The following is a 26,053-nucleotide window of genomic DNA, read 5'->3' as shown; positions in this document are numbered from 1 at the left end:
GACGCATATAACTTAAGACAGGGATTAATTGAAGCAAACAGAGAATTTGAAAAGTTCAATGCCGAGTTAAATTCCATTTATAGAATGTTTGGTCATAAAGAGAACTTAGTTAACTTATCGTCACTAAATAACGATATTGAAGCGGTAAAACAAAACATTATCGATTTAGAAAATAAACGCTTAGAAATAAAGAGCACACCATCAGCCGAGGTTTCGATAGACACATCCAAACGAATTAGAGAGCTTGTGTCTAAAATTGAAGAATTATCGAATAAATTGAGTAAATATTCAGATAATAGATTGGAAACACAAGTAGAGCTTAATGAAACAACGCTATTCCTTCGCTCATTGGAACAACGTAAATCAGCTCTTGGCGAGTCTCAGATAACATATAACTCACTTGGTACTATCACTTTTAAATACTGCCCTTCCTGCCTTGAACCATTAGAAAGTGCAGGTAGTGATAATTGCGGTCTTTGCAAATCACCAAAGCATAATTCAGAAAAAGACTTTGCATATTCACAACTACTTAATGAACTCAACTTTCAAATCAGTGAAAATAAAAAGTTAGTTAAAAGCTTTGAAGATGATTTATTAACAATTGACTCTCAAACTCCTTTAATAAAACAAGAACTAAATGCACTAAAATCAGAGTTAAAAGAGATAAACTCATCAACCGATGAAAAAGAGGCAGAACTCCTTAAAATATCCACCGAAATAGGCTTTAAACAAAGCCAAGTCATTTCATTAGAAGAGAAGCGAGAACAAGTATCTAATGTAGATAACTTACAACGTAAAAAGGTATTGGCACAGAATAAGATCAATGAGCTTCAAGAAAAATTAGATGCGATATCGGCTCGGCAAGAGCAAAGATATGTCTCTGTTTATGAGAATATTGAATCAAAGGCCAAAGAGTTACTAAAAGCTGACGGTGGCTACGAAGGTGCTTTTGATGATCCAGATGACATCGTTTTTGATTTTTCTAAAGACAAAATGTATGTGAATGGAAGAAACAAATTTTCTGCAAGTTCAATGGTAGTGCTGAAGAACAGTATAAGATTCTCCATATTCTCTCAATCTGCCGATGATTCTTACTCTCGCTTTCCTAACCTAATCCTCATGGATAATATAGAGGATAAAGGAATGGTTGTTGAGCGAAGTCAGAACTTTCAACGCCAAATGGTCGAGGTATGCAATACCATCAAAAATGACTTCCAGTTGATATATACCACTTCTATGATCGCCAGCGAATTAGAAGGTACAACAATGTGTGTAGGTCCTTTTTATGAAAAAGGCTCTCATACGCTTGAGTTCTGATTACGGTAGAGTGCTACTTAGAAAAATCTGAGTAGCACGATTAGATAAACGATGCTCTTATTATAACTTCAATCACTTTTGGGAATACAAAACCAACAAGCCAATGTTAGTGATATGTTAAATTACTGAAAATTATCCATCTCCATCGGGCTTGGAGCGGTCGCGCCGCCATTGCCATCCATCACGACCGAGTGGCCTGATTGCGATTGACCTAGGAACTTAAAACCCTCAACCCATTTAACTTCAGCTTGCATTGTCTATCTCTCATCAATCTTAGGGAAAACAACCCCGGTTTGGCGACGAATTTCCGTCAGTAATTTTGCGACCACTAGCGAACGTTCTTTAGCGGCTAGGTCTATCTGATTATTGACGATTTGCTCAGCAAAATCGAGCGCTTCATAAATCATTGGATTAGCATGCTGGGCGACGGAGAGGTCTTGCGTTGCTTGACCACGTAAGGTTTTGGTTATCTGCTTGCCTATCGAGATCATCTGCATCTGCAATACCCCCTCTTCCCCTTGGAATTCGCTTGGTAGTAGCGAATCACTGGTTTTCGAATGTTGTAGTACAACTTCGAAATCATCATAAGACAACATAACGCTGCCACTGCCATCGACACCGGATGCTAGCAACTGCGCCTCAGCTCTCACTCGACGTGGTTCACCAAATAGAGCCACAGCAGACGCCAAGCAATAAAAGCCTATATCCATGATAGAGCCATTGGCGAATGCTGGGTTAAAGGTATTGGGCATTTCCCCAGCCAAGTATTTCGGGTAACGGGAGGAATACTGACAATAAGTGATCACCGCTTTAGTTAAGCGGCCGATTTGATTCAATTGGCTCTGTAAAATTTTAAAGTTTGGCGTATGAGGAGACATAAAAGCCTCACACAATACCACCTGATTTTTTTCCGCAACCTCAAACATGCGTTGAGCCAGAATATCAGTTGCCGCCAGCGGTTTTTCACAAATCACATGTTTACCCGCCTGCAGCAATAGAATCGCTTGTGAGGCATGTAGTGCATTGGGACTTGCGATATAAACCGCGTCAATTAGGTCAGAATCAGCAAGTTTTTGTAAGTCATCAAATAACAATGGGGTGTTACTTTGAGTTTGATATTTCAGCGCAAACTGCTGTGCCGATTGAATGGAACGCGAATAAATGGCACTTAATTGATAGCGCTGAGTAAAAAGGGCGGCTTCAATAAACTGGTCGCTGATCCAGTTGGTTCCGATAACTGCAAGTCTAATCATGTTTTAACCCAAATAATGTCAAGATGCTTAGTTCAGCGAGAAGACAACTCGTGCCGCAAGCAAAATCAAAATAATGCCAGAAAGACGGTCAATCAACTGTGCTTTATTTCTGATCTTGTCAATAAAGCGGGCACTAGAGAGTAAAAAAGTGACCAAGGTATACCACAAGCCATCGATCACAAACGGCGTTAAAACAATGATAATTTTACTGCTCAGTTCACCGCCCACTGCAATGAATTGGCTAAATAATGCGATGAAGAACAGGGATATTTTGGGACTTAAAATCGAAATCAAAAAGCCTTCTTTAGCCGATTGCCAAAGGCTGGTTTGTTGACCCGATTGTAATTTTGCCGCCACACCACCTTTTGAACGCAGGGCGTTATAGCCTAAATAGGCTAAGTACCCTGCCCCGGCATAGCTAATCGTCTTAAATAACAGCGGCGATTGCTGCAACACCACCGCCAGACCAATCAAGGTGATAAAAGCATATATACCAATTCCAAATGCATGCGCCCATGCAGCGGCAAGGCCATTACTGCGTCCCCCCGCCAAACTGTGCTTTGCGACCATAGCGAGGCTTGGGCCTGGAGACATCGCCCCAAGTAAACATACAGTAAAGAGCGAGAGCCAAATCGTCAGAGTCATCGAATTATCTTAGCCAAAAAGTAAAAGTTAACGCTAATTTACGTCTTTATTATCATGCATTGAAATCAAACTTTTTCATACAAGTCATGATTTCAAATCATACCGATAGAAAAAGGTGAGCTTTGCATCACTTGCAACACATTATTACGCATCCAAGTGTGTGCCTTGTCTTGGTCAAATTTTGGATGCCACATCAGCCAATACAAATGTGGAAGCGTTTCAAAAGGCAATGCTCGGTGCATCAGGGGCGCTTGTTTAGCCAAATTAGTAGCGATATGTTCCGGCACAATCATCAGAAGATCACTACTTTGTAATGCATTAACAGCGGCAGAGAAAAAAGGCACTTTCACCGCAATACGGCGCTTCAATCCTAATGTCGTTAAAGCTAAGTCCGCATGGCTATCTTTATCACCGCCACCCGTGACTTTTAAATGTGGGTAACGAACAATATCAGCACTGCTCCACTTGGCTTTATTGATTAGCGGGTGCTGCTGTCGCATCAAACACACCGAGTTGTCGTGGCCAATCATGATATTTGAGAGTTGCTCTGGTGGCTCCGCGAGCATTGTTGACGCGAGATCTATGCCGGTAGATTGAATTTGAGTCAAATACTCAGGTTGCCAAAGACGATAAGTAAGGTCGACTAGTGGAGCTTGACTACTCAGTACTGAAACAACTTCTGGCACAATAAACTGCGCCACGTAATCACTAGACGAAAAAACGAACTCTTGCTGCCAACTGGCAGGGATAAATGGCACATCACTAAATAATTCGTCCGCTTGAGTGAGTAAAGCATTGACGCGCCCAAGCAATACTAGAGCTTTAGGTGTCGCAATTAAAATATTGCCATTTCTAACCAAAAGAGGATCACCACACAAGGTTCGTAACTGTGCCAACTGACGACTCACGGCGGATTGCGTAATATTGAGTCGCGTTGCAGCACGGCTAACATGGCACTCCTCAAGTAACACTTGAAGTGAACGAAGCAAATTAAGATTGATATGATTAATCATGATGTAAAGTATTAAAGAATTCGGTTAAAACCGTATGCGTCGTTAAGTGACGTAGTTCTGGAATCGTATGTAATTCATTACGAATGTCGTTCAATCTTTCCATGTTCTCTGTTTCTACATACAGCATCATATCCGTTTCACCGCTGATGGCATGGCTCCATTTAATGCCATCAATTTGATAAAATTGCGCCGCGTAAGATTCGCAGTGCTTCGTTGAGCTTGATGTATCAAACTTCAAGGCAAGATACGCTTTGATTTTTGGGTGCTTATCATCTTTTTTTATCTCGGCATGATAACCCAATATCATCCCATCCTTTTCAAGCTTTTGAATTCGCGCTGTCACCGCAGAGCGTGACAAATTAACTTGCCTAGCCAGTTCGCTGATTGATGAACGTGCATTCGATTTCAGCAACGCGATAATGTTTTTATCAAACTGATCCATATTACTCCCAGTAATAGCTCAACTGTTCCTTGTTGAATTCAAATCATAATACCGCATCTATTGATCTAATATCGTGGTCATTTTGCGCTTTTTCGATAAAAATTACGTCAAAGTGACGGCGTAGTCGGACACTTTGCGTAATGACCCCAATCACAATGCAGCGTAAGCTATAAGCCAAATGATGATAATTCACCATCAGCAAGTAACCAGAAAATGGAAAATGCACGGCTTGTTCTCTAGATGAACCGCGTTACCCTGAGAGCTGGGTCTAATAACGATGACAAGGAGTCACCGAGTTAGCTATGGCACAATTAAAAAAGGAAATAACCCTAGCCTCGGGCATAGGGCTACTATCAACCACATTGTTGGGAACAGGCCTTTTTATGGTCCCCGCACTTGCCGCTGGTATCGCAGGGCCATTATCACTTTGGTCTTGGCTACTCCTACTGTTAGGTATCTGCCCTATCGCGCTGACTTTTGCTCAATTAGGGAAGCGTTACCCTAATGCCGGAGGCACAGCATTTTTTGTTCGCCAGGCGTTCAATCGCCGATTGGAAAAAAGTATCGCGTGGTTGTTTCTTAGTGTGATTCCTGTCGGCGTTCCCGCCGCAATTGCACTTGCCGCAGGTTTTCTACAACCACTGCTACCGGCAGCGTTGGACAATGCATTAGTCGCGCAATCCATCACTGTCGTTTTGTTGGTATTGGTCAATTTATCCGGCACCAAATCTTCAGGGCAGCTACAAACCGCGATCGCCATTAGTATTTTTGCTTTGGTGGCTACCCTATGGTGGTTTGGCGATATTTCTCAACCCGATATCGCGATGCCCAAAGTCACTTACTCCGATTGGACTCTTATCGGTAGCGCTCTAGCGGTGATGTTTTGGTGCTTCGTTGGCATTGAGGCCTTTGCTCATATGGGTGAAGAGTTTAAAAACCCGCAACGCGACTTTCCTATTGCGATTTTAGTTGGCTGTTTGGTTGCCGGGGCGGCATATTGGGCGTGTTCAGTCGTGGTCATAAAATACCATGCCTACGGCAGCAGCGAATTCGATACAGGCTCTATTCCTTACCTAGCTCAACTGCTATTTAGTGATACCGTCAAGCCATGGATTAATGTGATAGGTTTTGTGGCCTGTTTTGCCAGTATCAATTTATACACCCAAAGCTTAGCACGTATGGTTTGGGCGCAAGCTCGCGAATACGCTCCAAGCCATCGCCTCGCCAACCTATCCACCAATGGTGTGCCAGCTAACGCTACATTGTCCGTCGGCGCGGTTTTATTGTTGTCTTGCTTTATCAGTTACTTAACTCAATTGGATTTAGAGTTTTTTGTCAAACTCGCGAATGGCGTATTTATTTTAGTCTATCTAATGGCAATGCTTGCCGCCGTCAAATTGCTCCATGGATTTGCGAAAGGGCTTGCCGTCATAGCTTTGTTGACCTGCGCATTTATGCTCGCTTTTCTAGGTTGGTCGATGCTGTATGCCGTGGGTTTGTTCGCCCTGCTTATGTATAAAATCAAACCGGATACGAAACAACAAAACGAGGCGCAAGCGAAGGCACTTGATCACATTACAAACGGATAAATCCAGCCTAGAAATCGGCATTGAGGAACAACTAAACCTCAAATCATACGGCCTTAATTCAGCTCTTGTAGACGTTGGATAAATTGTTTTGGTGTTAGTGCTCGCTGTTTCTTAAACATACGGTTAAAACTAGCGACATTTTGATAACCTAAGCGCGCAGCGACCTCATCAACCGTTGCGCCTTTCACCATTAGATCAACCGCAATATTGCTCATGACATAACCCATTACATTGGTAAAATTCATACCAATAGCATGTAAACGTCGCTGAAATTGCTGCGATGACAAACCAACCAACTTGGCAACCTTCTCAACCGTTGGAAAGCCATAATGACAGCTATAATTGATCACTTCATAGATCACTTTCACCTCATCTTCAGGTTCAGGCATATTCAGAAATTCATCAAGGTCGGTAAAATTCATCGCCAATGGCTTGGCTCCACGATATGGGCGCATAGACTGTGTTGCTAAACGGAGATCGGAATGAAACCACACTTCCGTTTTTGAATGGTTCCATCCAATATCGCAGCCAAAATACTGTTTATATTTCTCATCATTTTTGCGTATCCCTGGCATCATTACACGCATCGGAGAAAATTGTTCACCAACATAATGACGAATAATCTTGGTCATAAACACCGCAGCACGGACGCCATCATGAATTTTATTGTGAGGGGCAATAAATGGATTTTGATACACCCATTTTATGATATGTCCACTCTGAGTGCCGGAGAGGAACGCTCCAGATTGCAAACTTCCAATACCATAATTTAAGCGCCGAATGGCGGAAGCTAAATCGATACCTGATAATAACCACCGAGACACCGCACCGAGATCATCTGGCTTAATATCACTCGCCACTTCCAGCACAATATCGGCGTTACCAGTCACATTTTCCAAGGCTTGATACCATAAGTTAACCTCTGAAATCGGTATCAATGTCATCGGATGATGAAGCGCAGACTCAGGAATCGCCAAAGCATTGGGCCCTAAACCATAACGTCTTCTCACTTGGTTGTGCACACTCTTCAAGCCCAGCGCTCTTATAAATCGAACTTTATCCATAGCAGATCTAATCATTTAGCAATCACAATTGATTAAATCTGTCACATTGAAAGGAAATAATCAAATCTAGATCACAATCTCCTCTGCAATAAAAAAGAGGAACATAAAATGAGTTTATTAAGTGTGCCATTTGTTGGCTCAGGTGCTGATACGACGCTTCATGTCGTCGCAACTATCGTACTGGTAGGGACTGTCGTTGCAGCCGCCTATGGCTTTTGGCGCTTTCATGAACTCCCCATAAATAAGGCTCACAGTAAAGAGCATCATCAAATAGGGTTGATTACCGCTTTAACGTGGATTGGATTTCTTTGGCATTGGGTGTGGGTATTAGCCGTCATTCTCGCCTTCGTCGACATGGAAAAAGCAATCATCAACTTCCGCGACACTTGGCGCCACGCACCATCACAAACAAATAACAATGAGGATAAAGCATGCTAGAAGGTTTGGCTGTCTGGGCACTGTTCATTTATTTACTCCGTTTTATCGGTATGCCTTGGAACACCTATACCAAATCGTTCGCTTATCTAGGCGGCGGAGGTTGGCTAATGTTTGTTTGGGTCGGTTTGATCAACTTTGCACCAATGGATCTTTCGGGCGGTTCGCTAGTGCAATCCCCTCATATTCAACTGCGTCCAGATTCATCAAACGTTAAAGGAAAAGTGACAAAAATTCATATCCAACCAAACCAGGTCATTGAACAAGGCCAACTGGTGTATGAAATTGACGACACGCAATATCAAATCGCATATCGCCAAGCAAATGTCGCAGAACAAGCAGCCAAAATAGCGCTGAATGTGGCAAAACAAGATGTTAAAGCAACACAAGCCAGTTACCAATCTTTGAAGCAAGACTTACATACCAGTGAAGCGCAATTGGCCACCGCAAAAGCCGATTACCAGTTACAAAAAAACACACTGACACGCTATGAAAAACAGAACCAAGTGGTTCAAAATACCATCACTGATAGCGATATTGAAAAACAAAACACCGCAGTGATAAAAGCGGGTCATTACGTTGAGACGATTAGATCACAAATCCTAACCAAACAAGTCGACCTTGAAAAAGCAAAAATTGCGATCGTCAAAAGTGAATTATCGATAGAGAGCCGCGAAGCAGACTGGCACTCAACCCAGCAGAACGTCGCAAAAGCGAAGTGGGATTTAGACAGCACAAAGGTATATGCCCCTGCTAACGGTTTTGTGACCAATTTTATTCTGCGTGAAGGTCAACGGATCTCAATGGTGCCACGCTTGCAAATGTATACGGATGAAAAATATGTTCTGATGCGTGTTAATCATCAAGCTATTCGCAATATTAAACCAGGCCAATCTGCCGAGTTTTCCTCTTCCGTTTATCCGGGCAAGATCTTTTCTGCTCACGTTGAAGGGGTTATCGAAGCGACTGGTGAAGCGCAAAGTAATCTTTTAGGATTAGATCAATCGGTGCGTTCAACAACAGGCAAGAACCTACAAAACAAGCATCACTTTGTGCGTTTGAAGATAGAAGAACCCCAGGGGTACGACATTCCAGTCGGGTCTGTAGGCCTCGCTTGGGTTAGTGCTGACAAGCCGATCGGCTTTCTTGGCTTCCTCGATGCCATACGTGGCATCATTATACGTATGAAATCGCAACTATACTTTTTCTACTCAATATAACCATGATGGCATCAGGATTAATATTCACATTATCAATAGCATTTTTACCAATTTAGCAAAATGCATTTGCAATATGCGAATGAAGTGATGGTAATCACCGAAAAACAGTGAACATATGCACAAAAAGTCACATTAAAAAATGGCACGCTTCATGCATTATTGTATTTGACCCTTTCTAAGCCGAGGGTCACCTAGCCAACTGACGTTGTTAGTGAATCTAATTTGTTCACACATAATTGAGCCAATCACCCCTTTGTGATTGGCTTTTTCTTTATCTGCTGGTGAGCAATCTGTCTTCTATACCAAACTGGGTGACAACGAATATTGCTTTAACTGCGCAGTAATAAACGCAACATCTGCAGGATAGAAATCGTCTAGCGGGATTTTGTTTGGTTCGATCCAAGCAAATTGTTGCTGGCGTTCATGATCAATAACGCGTGGCTCATCACCTTGCTTCGCACGTAGAACCACAAAGTAAATACGGCCGCCATAATCATTAACGTCACTGTAAGTCGCAGCGTGCGTTAGACCTAGCAAGCCAGTTTCTTCCGCCAATTCCCTAATCGCAGCATCAGTGCCCGTCTCTTCTTCGCCGACTTCCCCACCCGGAAACTCTAACAGCATGCCTTTCTCTGCACGATACCGCTTTTGAACCAACACCTTTCCTTGTTTGATCACCACAGCCATTGCCAAATGTTTCACGTCAAACTCCTTATCTTTTTGCTTAATCGCTATTCCATTGGTAGAAATCAATCATCCTACTTGCGAATATGATCTGCGGCTGAGTATTGTCTATATCACACAACTAATCAGCCACTATGACCACTTTATAGTAGGCAAACGCTCTCTACTTTACTTGTGCACAGGTAACAATTTAACAAAATAGCGAAATCTCCGACGCGCTACTTATCTAAGCCGCCAAAAAAGAGGGACTTCATTTCTAGATATTCTTCCATACCATGGCGCGAGCCTTCTCGACCTAAACCCGACTCTTTGACACCACCAAACGGAGCCGCAGCTGTGGATATTAATCCTTCATTGATACCAACCATACCCACTTCCAACGCGTCTGAAACGCGCCAAGCTCTGCCTAAAGACTGGGTATATATGTAAGCGGCAAGGCCCGATTCGGTATGGTTGGCGCGTACGATAACCTCTTGCTCATCATCAAAGCAAAACAACGCTGCAACAGGGCCAAACGTCTCTTCACTTGCCACCAGCATTTCGTCTGTCATACCGCTCAAAACAAATGGCTTCACCAACTGAGAGCCTGCATTTGGAAGTTGCCCGCACAGCACTGTCGCACCACGTTCAACTGCATTCTCAACGTGGCGTTTTACCTTTTCCACAGCGGCGGCGTTTATCAAAGGGCCGATCGTTACACCGTGAGTAAAACCATCTCCCACGGTTAATTCTGAGACTTTTGCTGCCAGTTTCTCCGCAAACGAGTCGTAAATCGCATCATGAACAAAGATGCGATTGGCGCAAACACAGGTTTGTCCTGCATTGCGAAATTTTGCGACCATTATCCCCTCAATCGCCGCATCAACATCAGCATCATCAAAAACAATAAAAGGGGCGTTTCCCCCAAGCTCCAAAGCCATCTTTTTGATGGTTGAAGCCGATTGGTTCATTAACATTTCACCCACTTTAGTTGAGCCAGTGAACGACACTTTACGCACTCGTTTGTCCGACGTTAATACTGAACCGATAGCCACCGCATCCCCAGTAATAACATTGAGCAGCCCTGCGGGTAAGCCAGCTTCTTCGGCCAACCATGCCAGCGCCAGCGCCGTAAATGGGGTTTCTGGTGCAGGTTTTAGTACCACAGAACAACCAGCAGCCAATGCAGGTGCACATTTACGCGTGATCATTGCCGCTGGAAAATTCCACGGTGTGATTGCAGCAACAACACCAATGGGGGCTTTGGTCACCACAATTTGACCTCCACTGCGATGACTCGGAATGGTCTCACCATAAGCACGGCGAGCTTCTTCGCTATACCAAAGTACAAAGCTTGCAGCATAGGCAACCTCTGCTTTTGCCTCAGCATAAGGTTTGCCTTGCTCTAGCGTCAAAATGGCCGCCAGATCGTCAGCATGACAAGTGATTAAGTCATACCAATGACGTAAAACCTGTGCACGTTGCTCCGCCGTGACTTTGCTCCAACCTTTAAAAGCCTCATATGCCGCATCAACACATTGCTTCGCATGCTTCTCTCCCAGATTGGGAACATGTCCGAGAACCTCTCCGTTCGATGGATTAAACACCGCACAATGATCCTCAGGATGCTCAACCCAAAGACCATTGATATAGCATTTTTGTTGTAACAATTGAGGCTGTTTTAGTGACGCGAGAGTCATTGGCGATTCGGTTGTGGGCATACTCGATCCTAATTGTTTGCTGTCATAAATGGTCACGTGGTTGCTAAACGCAACGTCGAACCCACAGTTTAGCCAATTTACCTGCTCAATACTGACTGAGTTCTTATATTTCATCTCGGTTGATCCCAGTAAATTATTATCCGCTGACACGATAACAATTTATATTGAGGCAAGCAAAATTTACGTTAATCTATACGCTCTCTCTTTAAACTGGTCTTTCACAGTGATGGGCTCATCTCAAATCCGATTCACCTTGTACGGCTGTATTGCCATTCTTTTTTGGAGCTGTTTACTCGCCAGCACTCGATTGGTAACAGAAAGCTTTGGCCCAGTGGCCGGCAGTGCACTGTTGTATTCTCTTAGTTCCATTTTATTGCTGTGCGTTGTAGGTATACCAAAACTATCGAATTTCTCGACTCGTTACCTACTGCTCGGTGGCACTCTATTTGTGTGCTATGAGATATTTCTCGCTCTGTCACTCGGGTATGCAAATTCACGAACACAAGCGATTGAAGTATCGATCGTGAATTACCTGTGGCCTGCACTGACTGTTTTATTCGCCGTTTGGGGCAGTAACAAAAAGACCAACTGGCTGCTTTATCCTGCGATTCTTCTGGCCTTTATTGGTGTTGCTTGGACAGTCAGTGGTGATAACGGACTGTCCATCACACAACTGATAGACAATGTCAGCACCAACCCATTGGTGTACTTCATGGCTTTTAGTGGTGCCATTATTTGGGCTTGCTATTGCAATTTGACCAAGCGGCAGCAATCAAAACAAAATGCCATCACTCTCTTTTTTATAGCAACGGCACTTTCCTTGTGGGTGAAATACGCCTTCAGTTCAGAGGCTGAAATTACGTTTTCATGGCAAGGGATTGGTTATCTCATGTCTGCTGCATTTTTAATGGCTGGTGGTTATGGCTTATGGAATATAGCGATTGTTGGGGGCAATATGGTATTCCTAGCCACGCTGTCCTATTTCACACCCGTTTTTTCAGCGCTATTCTCTTCCATTTTATTAGGCGTCGCATTAAGCCAAAGCTTTTGGCAAGGCGTCGCCATGGTAACACTCGGTTCACTACTTTGTTGGTGGGTCACGAGAGAAAAGTAGTTCAGTCCCAACGCTTGACGAATCTTCCAGCTTAAAAAGTGGCCCTCCGCTTTTTAAGCCCTACCCTATTCGCCCCTTTAGAAACAAATCACACAAATAACCTTATTAGCTTTTACTGCATTTATTTCAAAAATGCGATCAAATGGAGGTAATTAAGTTAATGGAATGTCACTTGTTGATAAAATTAAACATATCAATTAATGTAATCGAAGATAATAATAAACAAGAACTATCCATAGTTTGAATTGAAATAATGACTTAAGGAAAAGCTAAGGTATGCTGTTAGAGGGATTCTCAGAGATAGAACTCATTTATCGAGGCCATCAGAGTTATGTCTACAAGGCAAAAAGAGTTGCAGACCAAACATTCGTCACCTTAAAAACTCCCGCAAGTGCCTTTCCAGAACCACACCAACTCGCGGCACTAAAACGCGAACATTTGATTCTACAATCACTTGATGGCAGTGGCCTTCCCACACCACTCGGCTATATTGAAGCCAAAAACACCGCTTTTCTTGTTCGAGAGTGGGTCGAGGGCATCTCACTACGTGACTATTTTAAAAGTCACACAATATCCCTGGCATCAGCCATTGAAATCAGCACTAAAATCACGCGATTAATTGGCTTGTTGCACCGACAGAGCTATTGTCATCGTGATATATCCTCGGGCAATATTCTAATAAATCCCGAAAATGGCGACATTACCTTAATCGATTTCTGCTCATCACTTGAATTCCCCAATAAAGCTCGAAACATTATCCGACCCAAATTTATCGAAGGTTCTCGTGCTTATATGTCACCAGAGCAAACGGGACGGATGAACCGAGGGCTCGATTTTAGAACCGATTTTTACTCGCTAGGCGTTTTACTATACCAATTGTTTACAGGTCGACTGCCCTTTGAAACAAAAGACACCAATGAACTGATCCACAGCCATATTGCTTTAGAGCCAACTCCGATTTACCAGTTATTTCCCCATATTCCTCGCGTACTATCTAAACTCGTGAAAAAACTCATGAGCAAGTCGCCTGATGCTCGCTATCAAAGTGCAGAAGGCGTATGTGCGGATTTAGATCGCTGCTTACAAAGCTGGATACAAAAAGGGGGAATTGATGATTTTGAACTCGCAACCCATGAACTCCATGATTGGTTCATTCTTCCCGAGAAACTCTACGGTCGCGAAGCTGAAATATCACAACTGCTCGAAGCATTTACGCACACAACCAATCAAAACGGTCAATTGGTATTCGTTGCTGGGCATTCCGGTATCGGTAAAACATCTTTAATTCGTGAGTTATATCGCCCGCTAACGGCACAAGGCGGCTATATCACCAGCGGTAAATACGACCAAATCTTGCGACATCAACCCTATTCTGCAATCTTGCAAGCACTCGCGGGCTTTATTAAACAAGTAATGGCTGAAGATAAGGTCACTATACAGTTCTGGCGACAACAAATACTTGATGGCGTTGGAAAAAATGCCGCGCTTCTCATTGAAGCACTACCTGAGCTTGAATGGATAATAGGTGAACAACCTAGCGTTCAGAATCTGACAATGGAAGCCGCTTCAACCCGTTTCCATACTACTTTCCTAAATCTTCTTACTGCACTTGGCCAAACTGGAAAGCCAGTAATCCTCTTTATTGATGACTTGCAATGGATCGATCCCCCCAGCCTAACGTTACTTGAGGCGATAGCGCCTACGCTTAGTCACTCATCTTTAATGATCATTGCGGCTTACCGCAACAACGAAGTCAATGAAAGCCATCCTTTGACTATGGCTATGCCCAACCTAAGAGCCAACTGCCCTAACATTGTCAATATTGACCTGACTGAGTTACCAACGTCGGTTTTACAGCAGATTCTCTCTGATAGCGTTGAATTGCCAAGCACGGATGCACAACAACTAAACCAATTGTTGTTTGAAAGAACCAGTGGTAATCCATTAATTTATAAGACCATGCTTGCGACGATACATGCAAAGGGTCACTTGTATTTTGATTACCAAAAGAAACAATGGAATTGGCATAAAAGCGCAATAGCTAAACTGCCTAAAGCAGAAAACTCGGTACCAATGCTGCAAAGTTATATGGAAAAACTGCCAAGCCAAACCTACAAACTGCTGCAACTTGCAGGCTGCATTGGTAACACATTCAGCCTTGAACTGCTGGCCGACCTTGCTTTGGCATCCACTCACTCAGTCGCGACGGCGTTGTTACCAACCGTGACTCAGGGCTTGCTATTACCGCTTGATGACGATTTTGAGCTGCATACGATTGAAACGCGTGAGCAATTACCGGATATAACGTTACGCTTTGCTCACGACCGCATCCAACAAGCCGCTTACACTAGTGTTTCACCCAGCGAACAAATCAAATTACATTGGCAAATTGGCCAACATTTACTGACTCAAATTGAACATCAGCATTGTGACCATAAACTGTTCGACGCAGCAGAGCATCTCAATCAAGGTCGAGAAAACGCCACGCAAGAGCAACAACTCATGCTGGTCGAGCTCAATCTCAAAGTAGGCAAAAAAGCGAACCAATCGGCTGCCTATAGCATCGCTTTCTCATGTTTAGAGCAAGCCTACGAAATGGCCGCTCGTTGCGGATCTTTAATTTCAACACCATTATCCATTGAAGTCAGATTAGCGTACGCTCAAGCCTGTTATTTAGTGTCTAAATTTGATCAAGCGGAAGAGATGTATCGCCTACTGCGTACAACGTTAACCGATAAAAAAGACAAGCTGCGCCTTGCCAACATGCAAGCAAAACAATATCACCACCAAGGTTTATACCAAAAATCGGTCGAGTTTGAATACGAGGCCTTAGCATTATTAGGCATCTGCTTACCCGAAACTGACGAAGAGTTAACGGCACTGTTCGCCGAAGAGAAACAGCAAATTGAGCAGCTACTGCAACACCAAGATCTCGATGCTCTCTTCAATCAGCCTGAAATTGATGATGCTGAGTTTATGCTGGCTCAAGAATTGTTATTCGATATGTTCGCAGATTCCTATCTACTTGGGCGTGGGCCTTTAATCGCAACGGCCGCAGCAGTTAGCGCTCGTCTTTCCATTCAGCAAGGTAATTGCTCTATCACATCGGTTGGTTTTATTAATTACGCTTCGGTATTGTGCTCCAGTGGTGAATACCAACAAGGCCATGCCATTGGCAGTTTGGCAATTAAACTCGCGGACAAGTACCAAAATCCAACCTTTAAAAACTACACTTACCATGTATTTTCTCTTGGTATTAATCATTGGCTAGCCCCATTAAAATCGAGTTATTACTATTGGTATGAGGCGTCTAAACTATCGCAAGAATCTGGTTCTCCGTTTGCTGGTTGGGTTTTCTTGCAATTACCTCATCTGCTGCTGGCATCCAACGCGCACTTAAATGAAGTCGAAGCACAAGCAGTCGATAGTTTGAACTATTTGTCGTCGAATCGATTGGAAGATATGGCACAACTGCTCAATATTATTGTCTACCAACCGCTGCGCCACCTTAAAGGTCAAACGCACAGTTTTTTATCGCTCGATGACGATGATTTTTCTACACAAAAAACGTTAGAGTCATATAAAGACGCGCCATTTTTCTTGGGCCACACCATCTATTCTGTCTTGCGCGCCACGCTATTAGCTCGAGAAACACTGCCTACGGAACAGCTACTGGAATGGCTGTCGGTGATTGAAAATACGGTTCAAGCTCAGATTATTTTGGTGGACAGTTATCTCTATACTGGGCTTCATTTAACGGCTAACTGTAGCCAGTTAACTGGCGCTGAGCGTGAAAAGCTCCTTAACTCTATCCATTCAATTGTCACTAAGTTTAAACTTTGGGCTGAGCTTTACCCGGCTAACTATTTACACAAATACTTAATGCTAAGCGCTGAAATCGCTCGTCTTGAAAATGATTCGATGTTGGCGCTCGACTATTATGAACGCGCTCGAGAAAGTGCATTAGAGTCTCAATTTTTGCTCGATGCAGCACTTTCCGATGAACTTACCGCTCTATTTTGGCAAGAGAAGAATAAGGATTATCAAGCCCAAGCATATCTTCGACGCGCGCTATCAGGCTATGAACAATGGGGAGCAGTGGGTAAAGTCGATTGGTTAGTCCATCACTACCCTGAGCTCAACACAGGCCATGAGATACAAGCTGCAAAACTAAACACCACTGTCAGTTCAACACTTGGAAGTGACGATTTTTCGGCCAATCTTGATATGGGGTCGGTAGTAAAAGCTTCCCAAGCCGTATCTCAACACATCCACATGGAGAGCCTAGCCGAAGAGTTATTAGATTTAGCAGTGGAAAATGCAGGCGCCACTCGCGGGCTTTTGTTACTCGAAAGAAATGGTGAATTTCTTGTCACCCATCAAATTGACTCTGAGGAAAGTGTGGATGGCAACAACGAGCCTATCCATGCCGAAAATCGAATTAATAGCTTGTCTAATGATGACGTTTTTTCTCACGCCATTATTCGCTACGTGGTCAATATTGGTGAAGCGGCCGTTTACACACCTAACGATAACAACGAACAATTTGAGCGCTGTCCGTATCTAAATAGTCGAAGAAACATTTCTGTCCTCTGTGTTCCTATTGTGCGCGGTAAAAAGATGTCCGGAATGCTCTATCTTGAAAATCATCACATGGCTGACGCTTTTCACGCTAACCGAGTACAGACCCTAAAAATCATCGCATCTCAGGCGGCGATATCGCTCGAAAATGCCAAGATGTACCAAGACTTGGAAGCTTTAAACCAAAACCTAGAAGGTATTGTTCAAGAGCGAACTCAAGCGCTACATGACGCGAATGCCACACTCACAGAGCAAAACACTACTCTCTACAAGCTATCAACTACTGACCAGCTTACTGGCCTCTATAACAGACGTTATATTGAAGAGCAGATCAGTACAGCCTTATATAATTTAGAAGAAAACAACCAGCCAATTTCCATTCTCATGCTCGATGTTGACCATTTTAAAGCGATTAACGACACCTATGGTCACAATATGGGTGACAAGGTGTTAGTCAACGTTGCAAATAGCATTCTTCAATCAACGGAACCTGGGGATATCCAAGGCCGCTGGGGAGGAGAAGAGTTTGTTGTGCTGTGCCCTTACAACGTCAATCTTGCAACGAATCGAGCCGAGAGCATCAGACGCAATATTAGCAAGATCGATCTGCTTGAGGCTGGCAATGTCACGGTCAGTGTAGGGGTCACCTCTTGTTTAATTCAAGATTCTATTGATTCGGTATTAAATCGCGTAGACCAAGCATTGTATGAGGCTAAAAATAGTGGTCGCAACCAAGTAATCATAAAAATGAAATAAGCGTAATAGGAAGTTACACCAATGGACTCAACTCAAGGACTGAACAACAGCCGTAATGTAAAAAAAGCTCTACTGATAGTCACAAGTCATACGGAGCTTGGCGACACAGGTAAAAAGACCGGCTTTTGGTTTGATGAACTCGCAACTCCATTTTGGGGGTTTTACGATGCCGGCTATGAGGTAACAATCGCCTCCATCAAAGGTGGGAAAGCACTGCCAGATCCTCTTAGCGCACAAGGCGAATTTGTGAGCCCAGCGGTTGACCGCTTTATGCAATCTACTATTGCAATGAACCAATTAGACAACACACCATCCGTTGATACTATTCGTACTGGAAGGTTTACCACACTCTTTCTCTGCGGTGGCCATGGCACCTTATGGGACTTTAAACAAAGCAACGGATTGGCGCGAATCGTCAGTGAATTCTATGCCGATAAAAAGCTTATTGGTTCAGTTTGCCATGGACCAACCGGTTTCCTATCTGCGAAAAAACCTGATGGTTCCGCTTTTGCGAACGGACTAAAATTAACCTCGTTCACTGATGCGGAAGAGCAACTAACACCACCGGAATACCTCCAAGCTCTTCCCTATCATATTGAAGACGAGTTAATTAAAGTCGGGGCGAAATTTGAAGCGAAGCAACCGAATGCTTCTTTTGTCGTCTGTGAAGACGGACTCATCACAGGGCAAAATCCGGCGTCAGTGAAATTAGTGACCAAGACGATTCTCGACACATTAAATAAACAACGAGTTTGGATTGATACTGACCTCTCAATTGGGGCGTCATCATCAACTGGAACCCCTTGCGATGTGGACGATGCCTTCGCGCTATTAAGCCTTTTCAACGCTAGTAATATCAAAGTCTCGGGGATGAGTAGTGTATTTGGTAATACAGACACCGACACAGCTTTTACACTGAGTAAAATGCTCTCAAACCGCTTCGGCCCCATCTCCTTGCCCGTCGTTAAAGGGGCTCAAGAAGCAATCAATATTAATAATATCCAACCCAATGATGCAACAGATGCACTGGCTAAAGCACTGAAAGCCGGCCCCCTAACAATAGCGGCTATTGGCCCTGCAACCAATATCGCTGCGCTGATACTGCTTCATCCGGAACTAGTTGAACGCATAGAACAAATAGTGCTAGTTGCGGGGCGAAGCAGCGAATCCACCCATTTTATTGCTGGGCCGAAACAAACTACACCATTTAGGGACCTAAACTTCGATCTCGACCCTAATGCTTTGCATATCTTGCTAGAGAGTCAAATACCTCTTGTGTTTACTCCCTTTGAGCTTGCCAATAAAGTTTGGATTACCAGTAAAGAACTTGATGTATTAAAGAGTAACCCCGGGGTTGGCCAATATTTAAACAAGCACTCTCAACCCTGGCTTGAGATGTGGAGCAAAGATTTTGGTGCGAAAGGTTTTAACCCTTTCGATGCCCTTGCTGCGGGCTACATCATTAACCCAAATCGTTACCATTCTAAACAAGTTAGCGTTGAGCTCCGCATAGGCCAAGACGATACAAAATCAAGTCAGTTTGGCCAATCTAACCATTACAAGCCCTATTTGATAGCCTCTGATGAAGCACAAGGCCGATACTCCGCGCTTGTTTGCACCGATGTCGACAGCGATTTTGCTGAGTCGTTGATCAATTCTATTGTCAGCCCCAATGACCCAGCGAAGTATATTACTTCAGTCTCACATCTCAATATCGTGGTGGATGACATTGAGAAGGCGACAGCATTTTATAAACGCACATTAGGATTTGAACAGGCCTTTGATGAAGATGGCGCAATCATGGATTATCCGCATTTGGCACTAACGTCATTTGCCAAAGATGCAGGGTTCTCAGAAGGTAAAGTAGACGTTGATATCCGTTTCTTACATCACCCTAATGCGGGCTTATACCTTGAGCTAATGTGCTATCACACCCCGCAAGGCGACCAAAACATTACCGTTAAAAACACTAATGATATGGGGGGGATTCGCCACACTGCATTAGAAGTTAACGATATTATGACGGCGTTTAATTATCTCAAAGATCAGCCGGGGGTTGAAATAGTCCGCTATCCCGATGGTCATAAGGACGATGCTGTCACTCAGCCGATGCTGCTATCCCCATTTCCGATGTCTTTCTTCTATTGGCGCGATCAATACGGCGTTCAATGGGAAATGGAATGCGGCCGGCAACGTGGCAGTTTACGAGGTATTTAGATTGACTTTACCAATCAAAAAAACGTTCAAAAGCCTAGATGAAAACCGATGGACAAAGCACCATCTCGGCAAAACGAGGCGCGGACTTCGCGCCTTAGTCGTTAATCTAGCATCAAAGATTCCAACACGACGCAAGGCTGAGCAAATTTTCCATGCTCAGCTATTCTTTGGTATGTCGATCCCTAGTGGTCACGCTATTTCATTATTGGAGTGGAGCAATTGCATCGACAACCATATCTCCCCTCGTTTTGAAGGTTTTAACATCGCCGATTCAATGGGCTTTTGGCAAGGCCAACCTGAGCGTGCAAAGATAGTTACTATCGTACTAAAAGAGCCGCATATTCCAGAAGTAGAGGCAATCGCATCCGACTACGCGACCCTATTTCATCAAGATTCAGTCATGCTGATTATACGTCCCGTCGCGAAGTGGGAGTTTGTTCCCAGTGATTAAATTCAAGGGCTTCATGTTAACTGACTTAAGGTTCTTTTTACTTAACGTATGATGATCAACACGACCTAACACTAACCTCTTTAACCACAATCAGAACCTTTTTCTCTGTTTTAGTGCATTTCCAATGCATCTATAGATTAATAATCTCTAGGATCATACGAACAACATATAGTACACTTCCGCCGATTAATGTTTAAAGTCAGTTGCAAAAAGCAATGATTTATTTCTAAGTTTGGTATCTATGGTATTCTCATCCTCGTACAGCACTTCTTCAAAGCATATGTTTTATATCAATGCAATTTTAAGGAAATTAATACCTTCTTATTTTTACAAAAAAAGAAAAGAAAAGTTATTAGCTTATTCTGAAAAAGATAACATCAAAAGAAGAGTTGATTATTACATTAAGAAATCAGATTACTTTGATGTTTCAACCAACGCAAAGATGATCAAGAACTTTAAACACGAAAAACCTAGCGCTTATTATTACGATCTCAAGCAATACCTAAGCTATTTTTCTTCATGCTTAAAATTCAACCATCGCTTCGGTGATGAAACCAACGTCGAAGTGTATCCTTTTTTTGTTAAAGCTCGTCCAATTGATGGCAATAATGAAAACTCCGTACTCATTAATTTAGATAAAAATCGACATTTCCATTTTCTAAATGACCCTAATTCATATAGACAGAAAAAAGACCTACTTGTCTGGCGTGGCGCTGCATACCAAGAACACCGTAAGCGCTTTATCAAAGAAAATTACTTAAACCCACTATGTAACGTTGGTCAAACAAACAAACCGATTGAAAATGTACCGTGGCAGAAAGATAAGCTGACTATTGAAGAGCAACTCCAATACAAGTTCATTTTGTCTATTGAAGGCAATGATGTGGCTACCAGTCTCAAATGGACACTATCATCGAACTCTCTTTGTTTAATGGTAAAGCCTAAGTTTGAAACTTGGTTTATGGAAGGAACATTGATTCCTGGATTTCATTACGTAGAATTGAAAGATGACTACTCTGATCTAAATGAAAAAATAGAGTATTATTTAAACAACCCAGAAAAAGCCGAACTAATAATAAGCAATGCTCATAAGTATATTGAGCAATTTAAAAACCCAATTGTGGAAGATGCAATTTCAATATTAGTTATGCAACAATACTTCAAACTGTCCGGACAAATTGATTAATACCAATAGCGTTATTTATCTTTAACGCTATTAACTTTCACACTCCAATAAGAGCTACTGTTGTGGCTCTTATTTAGTTAATCATTCACAAACAGCCTCGCCAGTGATTCACAAGCCATTCAAGCTAATTTTACCTTGCATCCGTAACATCAAACGTTTCATTTAGGCTTTCAATCATTTCGCTATACCAAGGATTGAAAGTCAGACGAGCGTGAATGTGTTCATTTGCTCTTCCATCCCAAGCGCTGTACCAAACTTCTTCTCCCGCATTACAACGTTTAATCTCATCATCCGTCATCTCAGAGCCATTACGACAGATTCGCTCACTGCCATTTAGGCCGTAATAAGGGTTTTCAGGAGCGTATAGGATGCCCATATGCGACATATTACTAATACGCAATTCTGGATTTTGGCTATTAATATAGCGGATATTTTCTTGGGTAGAAGTTGGCTGGGAGCCAAACCAAATCAGTTTATTGTTTGGATGAATAAATTGCGTTTCAAACAGGCTTTTGATCGCTTGGGTATCCAGCACGCTGTCATGCTCCGTCAACACCATGAAAACAGGTTTGGTATAAGGTTGTTCTTCTAGTATGTCGGTGACCTGCTTACTGGTATGGTAATATTGAGCAAAACCATTCGTTGGAACCATAAAGTAACGAGTGTAATTGGTGACATTATCCGGCTCTACATCAATCAACCACGGCTTAATCCAACTGATCCATGGCGTAGTAAAAGCAAGTGGTTCATTGGAAACAAAACCCGGAGAGAACAGCATCAACCCTTCAATGTCCTGATCTTTCGCGGCATAAGAGTACGCTAGATTACCGCCTGTAGAAAAACCGCCAAGATAGATTTGATTGACTTCTTTTTTGAGCAGCGCCACTTGTTTTTCAACAAGCTCATTCCACTGTTGGTAGTCTACACCAAGCATATCTGCGGGTCGGGAACCGTGGCCTGTCAAAAGAACCGTTCGCACTAAGAAGCCCTCTTGCTGTAGCGATTGGGCTATATCAACAAAAGAATAAGGCGAATCGCCTAAACCATGAATAAGCAAGACGCCTTTGTCTGCTTTGGAGTCCCCTTCTGGCTTTAGCTCCACCGGCAGGTTTGCCAACAGCTCTGCATTTTTATCCTGTGTCAGGAAATAGCGGTGTTTTAAAAGCTGCTGTTTCGTCTGCTTAGCATAATCATCAAACGATGCGTAAGTAGTTACCGGCTCGATATTCGATGGTGTATATAACGGGTGGGTTGCGTTTGACGCGCAAGCGACTGTAATGAATGGGAGGAGTAAAGCCAGTATTGTTCGCATACATAAAGGATCAATTAATGATTGTGGCGTTATTATAAGCAGCAATGTATCTCAACACAGCACACTACCCACTAATTTACATAATTTTAATCTTCTTTGGTTATGGGCTAATTCACGAGATTAAGTTGCATAAGATAAGGGCAAACAGTAATCTTGCGTCCGCTATACTACCTATATTGCAGTATCAGCGTGTTGGGAACACCAATATTCGAACAATCTCTTCTTAGGACTAAAACGCCTCAATAACGATGGCTTTATGGCCTAATGAGCGCTCGAGCCACACCTTGACTATGGCACTAAAAATACAGAAGATTCCATGACACTCAAAGAAATCCTTGAAGTGCGCAATGTCCGCTACTTTCTCATGTTTCGTAGCAGCTATTTTGCTCGCTTTTATTACCCGATATTCACCCTACTCTACTTAGATTACGGCTTAACACTCTCTCAATTTGCCATACTTAATGTAGTTTGGGCTGCGACAATTGTGCTGGCAGAAGTCCCATCAGGTGCGTTTGCCGATACCTTAGGCCGGAAAAAACTCGTCGTATTGTCGTCGTTGGTGATGTTTATTGAAATCGCTATGATTGCAGTTGTTCCCACCAGCAACCCTACTCTGGTATTCAATGTATTTTTGATCAATCGAATATTAAGTGGCTTAGCGATGGCTTTGGCTAGTGGCGCGGATGAGGCGTTAGCTTACGACACTCTAAAAGAGCAAGGCAAAGAAGAGGCATGGCCAAGAGTGTTGCAAGTTCAGCTTCGCATCTCCTCAAGCATTGGTATTTTTGTCACCTTAGTCGGCGCTGCTATGTATGATGTGAACGTTATGACCACCGTCTATTCGTTTCTCGGCTTAGACGCACCACAAAGCACGCAAGACATCATGCGCATTCCCGTTTTTGCCACCTTATTAGTTGCCATGATCGCCATTTATGCAGCAGTTAATATGAGAGAGGCGAAGAAAATATTGCCGCCAGATACGACGAAATGGGCAACCACGGTCGCGAGCCTCAGATTAACCGGCCTCACTGGTAAATGGGTATTGTCGACACCTTATGTACTCTTCATCTTGCTCTACTACAGCTTATTTGAACACACTTCACGTATGTTTTTGACCATGAACAGTCAATACTATCGTGCGATTGATATTCCGATTATCTATTTTGGTGTTATTGGCGCAGGAATCAGTCTACTCAAAATAATACTGGCCGGGCAAAGCCGTCGCTTAGCGGAAAGCATGGAGCCAAAAATATTCATTTTTGTTATGGGTTTAGCAACCATGGCTACCTATTACTGGATTAGTTTAGGCTGGTCAATTTACGGGGTGATACCGGCGCTCATCTTGATCTTTATTATCATGACGATGAACATTTTCATCAGCTATCACCTGAACAAAAATACCGAATCACACAACCGAGCGACCGTACTCAGTTTCAAAGGCCTAATGTTTAACCTCGGATACGGCTCTATCGGCGTTTTATATGCTTACTACTACAAATTGGTTTCTCAGAACTACACCGAACAACAAATAGAGCAACACATCGACTTTTTAGCGTCACTTTCTTCGTTTTTCTATTATTTCACCTTTTTGTTCATTGCAATCAGTGCTGCCTTTTATATTCAGCATAAGAAGAAGGAAATTTTTTAAACACCCAGCATAAACATTGCACACCCGCGAATGAGCTCTTACGAATCTTTTCAGTAGAGCTCATAAGCATTGGCCAACCATCGATGTCAGTCCTTTGTGTACTTTGATTTGATACGCATGACACATGGCTAGCAAACTTGGAGAATAAAAATAACTCATTTTGCAGAATTGCATTGGTGGCCTTTGCTGTTTGTTCTCCGCCTTGATTAAACGGCGTATTCTCGCGCGCTTATTCTGTTTCCTTAAGGATCTCATAGAGACGCTCTTGTATCGCAATCGTTGGTGAAGAGCGCAGTACCAATGTTGGCTCCAGTAAATGTTCTAAAGATGGGTTAGATTCACTTTTTGTTGTGTGACCATATTTAAGCGCATCGAGCATTAACTCAAAACCACGCAGTGCTATCTGATGCATCGGTTGATGAACGCTGGAAAAACCCAGAGATTGTGCAATATAGGTATCGTCAAAACCGATGATCTCCACTTGCTGATTCAAATCACTGTGATTAAGAAGGTTATGCAGGTGACTGGCAGAAATGTCGTCAGAGCAAAAAATGGCCTCCAGAGGCGCATCTGTATCTAGAATCTGCAACTGCACAAATTGCTTGAGCGATTCGGTTGTATAAGGAGTCAGAATACGCTCGGCACTCAGTGCTTTGTTGTGGCTTAAGAGCGTTTTTTGAAAACCAATAAAGCGATCAGATTGTTGGTTACTACTGCCAATAAAACCAATTCGTTGATAGCTCTGCTGAATAAAATGTTGAGCCACTAAACGACCACCATGATTATGATGGGTACCAATGCTTAGGCACAGCGGAGAGGTCGCCGTTAATAGAATGACCGGAAATGGCATATTCTGTAGCAAAGAAATATGTTGCTCTTTCAAGGAACGCGGAATGAGAAAGACCCCATCAACACGATGATGTTTACACTCTTCTAAAAAGGTCTGTTCAAGCTTTAAGTTATTACGGCTATTAAACAACAAAATACTACGGCCGTGTTTATAAGCCTCTTCTTCTAACACATCAATCAATTTAGAGAAAAATGGATTGCTCATGTTGCGCACAATGACAGCGAATAATTTAGTCGCTTTTTTCTTCTTTGGCTCTGGCTTGTGGTAATCCAATTTCGCTATCGCGGCTTCTACTGAGCGCCTTGCGACCTCAGATACGGTACCACTGTTGTTGATCACTCGGGATACCGTCGCAATAGAAACACCTGACTCTTTTGCAATATCTCTAACGGTCATTTCTCGCTCACGAAGGGTGATGTGATAATGGCGTTGATCATACGACGATTTATGTAACAAGTTTTTGTGTTACATCACATAAGCATCATCAACCTTCATCAATGACAAGTTAGTTATCTATAGATTCTGGTTAGCTATTTCTAAACTAACGCTGAATGCCTATTATCAGCCCAACAGATC

At 42.9% G+C, this 26,053-nt stretch carries 19 protein-coding genes and 1 pseudogene; 10 read left to right on the top strand and 10 right to left on the bottom strand.

Annotation, left to right across the window (positions count from 1 at the left end):
• The coding region (locus RH85_RS23100; protein ID WP_006714313.1) for a coiled-coil domain-containing protein at window positions 1-1,317 on the top strand (1,317 nt) is incomplete at its 5' end.
• A gap of 137 nt (window positions 1,318-1,454) precedes the next feature.
• Here the strand turns inward: RH85_RS23100 and RH85_RS22485 are convergent.
• The 5 genes and pseudogenes from RH85_RS22485 to RH85_RS18805 all read right to left on the bottom strand — a co-directional run.
• A pseudogene (locus RH85_RS22485) lies at window positions 1,455-1,571 on the bottom strand (osmotically inducible protein OsmC); the annotation flags it as partial.
• Between the two features lie 3 nt (window positions 1,572-1,574).
• Window positions 1,575-2,570, bottom strand: a complete 996-nt coding sequence (locus RH85_RS18820; protein WP_006714311.1) for a Gfo/Idh/MocA family protein — start codon at window positions 2,568-2,570, stop codon at window positions 1,575-1,577.
• A gap of 27 nt (window positions 2,571-2,597) precedes the next feature.
• Entirely contained in the window at window positions 2,598-3,215 is a 618-nt protein-coding gene (locus RH85_RS18815) for a LysE family translocator (RefSeq protein ID WP_006714310.1), read from the bottom strand.
• 92 nt (window positions 3,216-3,307) lie between these two features.
• Window positions 3,308-4,228, bottom strand: coding sequence for a LysR family transcriptional regulator (locus RH85_RS18810; protein WP_006714309.1), 921 nt, complete (start codon window positions 4,226-4,228; stop codon window positions 3,308-3,310).
• Window positions 4,221-4,670, bottom strand: a complete 450-nt coding sequence (locus tag RH85_RS18805; RefSeq protein ID WP_006714308.1) for an Lrp/AsnC family transcriptional regulator — start codon at window positions 4,668-4,670, stop codon at window positions 4,221-4,223. Before RH85_RS18805 ends, RH85_RS18810 begins: the two co-directional genes overlap by 8 nt.
• A gap of 302 nt (window positions 4,671-4,972) precedes the next feature.
• Between RH85_RS18805 and yjeH the strand changes: the two genes are divergently transcribed.
• The gene (gene yjeH, locus RH85_RS18800; protein ID WP_006714307.1) at window positions 4,973-6,259 is read left to right on the top strand and encodes an L-methionine/branched-chain amino acid transporter; all 1,287 of its coding nucleotides are present in this window, start codon (window positions 4,973-4,975) and stop codon (window positions 6,257-6,259) included.
• A gap of 53 nt (window positions 6,260-6,312) precedes the next feature.
• On the opposite strand, the gene RH85_RS18795 is transcribed toward yjeH, so the two are convergent.
• Window positions 6,313-7,323 carry an AraC family transcriptional regulator gene (locus RH85_RS18795; RefSeq protein WP_006714306.1) on the bottom strand — a complete coding sequence of 337 codons (1,011 nt, stop codon included), beginning with the start codon at window positions 7,321-7,323 and terminating at the stop codon, window positions 6,313-6,315.
• A 108-nt stretch (window positions 7,324-7,431) separates the two neighbouring features.
• Between RH85_RS18795 and RH85_RS18790 the strand changes: the two genes are divergently transcribed.
• Complete coding sequence (locus RH85_RS18790) at window positions 7,432-7,761, top strand: hypothetical protein (RefSeq protein ID WP_006714305.1); 330 nt, start codon at window positions 7,432-7,434, stop codon at window positions 7,759-7,761.
• The gene (locus RH85_RS18785; protein WP_006714304.1) at window positions 7,755-8,978 is read left to right on the top strand and encodes an HlyD family secretion protein; all 1,224 of its coding nucleotides are present in this window, start codon (window positions 7,755-7,757) and stop codon (window positions 8,976-8,978) included. Before RH85_RS18790 ends, RH85_RS18785 begins: the two co-directional genes overlap by 7 nt.
• A 297-nt stretch (window positions 8,979-9,275) precedes the next feature.
• On the opposite strand, the gene RH85_RS18780 is transcribed toward RH85_RS18785, so the two are convergent.
• Together RH85_RS18780 and RH85_RS18775 are read right to left on the bottom strand one after the other, a co-directional pair.
• The gene (locus tag RH85_RS18780) at window positions 9,276-9,680 is read right to left on the bottom strand and encodes an NUDIX hydrolase (protein ID WP_006714303.1); all 405 of its coding nucleotides are present in this window, start codon (window positions 9,678-9,680) and stop codon (window positions 9,276-9,278) included.
• A 200-nt stretch (window positions 9,681-9,880) separates the two neighbouring features.
• The gene (locus RH85_RS18775) at window positions 9,881-11,341 is read right to left on the bottom strand and encodes an NAD-dependent succinate-semialdehyde dehydrogenase (RefSeq protein ID WP_039949366.1); all 1,461 of its coding nucleotides are present in this window, start codon (window positions 11,339-11,341) and stop codon (window positions 9,881-9,883) included.
• Between the two features lie 247 nt (window positions 11,342-11,588).
• Between RH85_RS18775 and yddG the strand changes: the two genes are divergently transcribed.
• The 5 genes from yddG to RH85_RS18750 all read left to right on the top strand — a co-directional run bounded on the left by yddG (window position 11,589) and on the right by RH85_RS18750 (window position 21,667).
• Window positions 11,589-12,476: an aromatic amino acid DMT transporter YddG gene (yddG, locus tag RH85_RS18770; RefSeq protein WP_006714301.1), complete on the top strand. Its 888-nt coding sequence runs from the start codon at window positions 11,589-11,591 to the stop codon at window positions 12,474-12,476.
• Window positions 12,477-12,752: 276 nt separating this feature from the next.
• On the top strand, window positions 12,753-17,813 hold the full coding sequence (locus RH85_RS18765; protein WP_006714300.1) for a diguanylate cyclase: 5,061 nt from the start codon (window positions 12,753-12,755) through the stop codon (window positions 17,811-17,813).
• Between the two features lie 21 nt (window positions 17,814-17,834).
• Entirely contained in the window at window positions 17,835-20,030 is a 2,196-nt protein-coding gene (locus tag RH85_RS18760) for a nucleoside hydrolase (RefSeq protein ID WP_006714299.1), read from the top strand.
• Window position 20,031: 1 nt separating this feature from the next.
• A complete protein-coding gene (locus RH85_RS18755; RefSeq protein ID WP_006714298.1) occupies window positions 20,032-20,481 on the top strand; it encodes a DUF3574 domain-containing protein in 450 nt (149 codons plus the stop codon).
• 280 nt (window positions 20,482-20,761) lie between these two features.
• Entirely contained in the window at window positions 20,762-21,667 is a 906-nt protein-coding gene (locus RH85_RS18750; RefSeq protein WP_006714297.1) for a glycosyl transferase family 90, read from the top strand.
• A 130-nt stretch (window positions 21,668-21,797) separates the two neighbouring features.
• On the opposite strand, the gene RH85_RS18745 is transcribed toward RH85_RS18750, so the two are convergent.
• Window positions 21,798-22,979, bottom strand: coding sequence for an alpha/beta hydrolase (locus tag RH85_RS18745; protein ID WP_006714296.1), 1,182 nt, complete (start codon window positions 22,977-22,979; stop codon window positions 21,798-21,800).
• A gap of 316 nt (window positions 22,980-23,295) precedes the next feature.
• Here RH85_RS18745 and RH85_RS18740 point away from each other — a divergent pair, with 316 nt between their 5' ends.
• Window positions 23,296-24,627 carry an MFS transporter gene (locus tag RH85_RS18740; protein ID WP_006714295.1) on the top strand — a complete coding sequence of 444 codons (1,332 nt, stop codon included), beginning with the start codon at window positions 23,296-23,298 and terminating at the stop codon, window positions 24,625-24,627.
• 229 nt (window positions 24,628-24,856) lie between these two features.
• Here RH85_RS18740 and RH85_RS18735 read toward each other — a convergent pair whose 3' ends face one another.
• On the bottom strand, window positions 24,857-25,873 hold the full coding sequence (locus tag RH85_RS18735; protein WP_006714294.1) for a LacI family DNA-binding transcriptional regulator: 1,017 nt from the start codon (window positions 25,871-25,873) through the stop codon (window positions 24,857-24,859).
• Between the last annotated feature and the right edge of the window lie 180 nt (window positions 25,874-26,053).

Source organism: Vibrio ichthyoenteri ATCC 700023 (genome assembly GCF_000222605.1).
GTDB classification, from domain to species: domain Bacteria; phylum Pseudomonadota; class Gammaproteobacteria; order Enterobacterales; family Vibrionaceae; genus Vibrio; species Vibrio ichthyoenteri.
The sequence above is the reverse complement of the archived record's forward strand: the minus strand, read 5'-3'. Positions and strand labels throughout refer to the sequence as shown.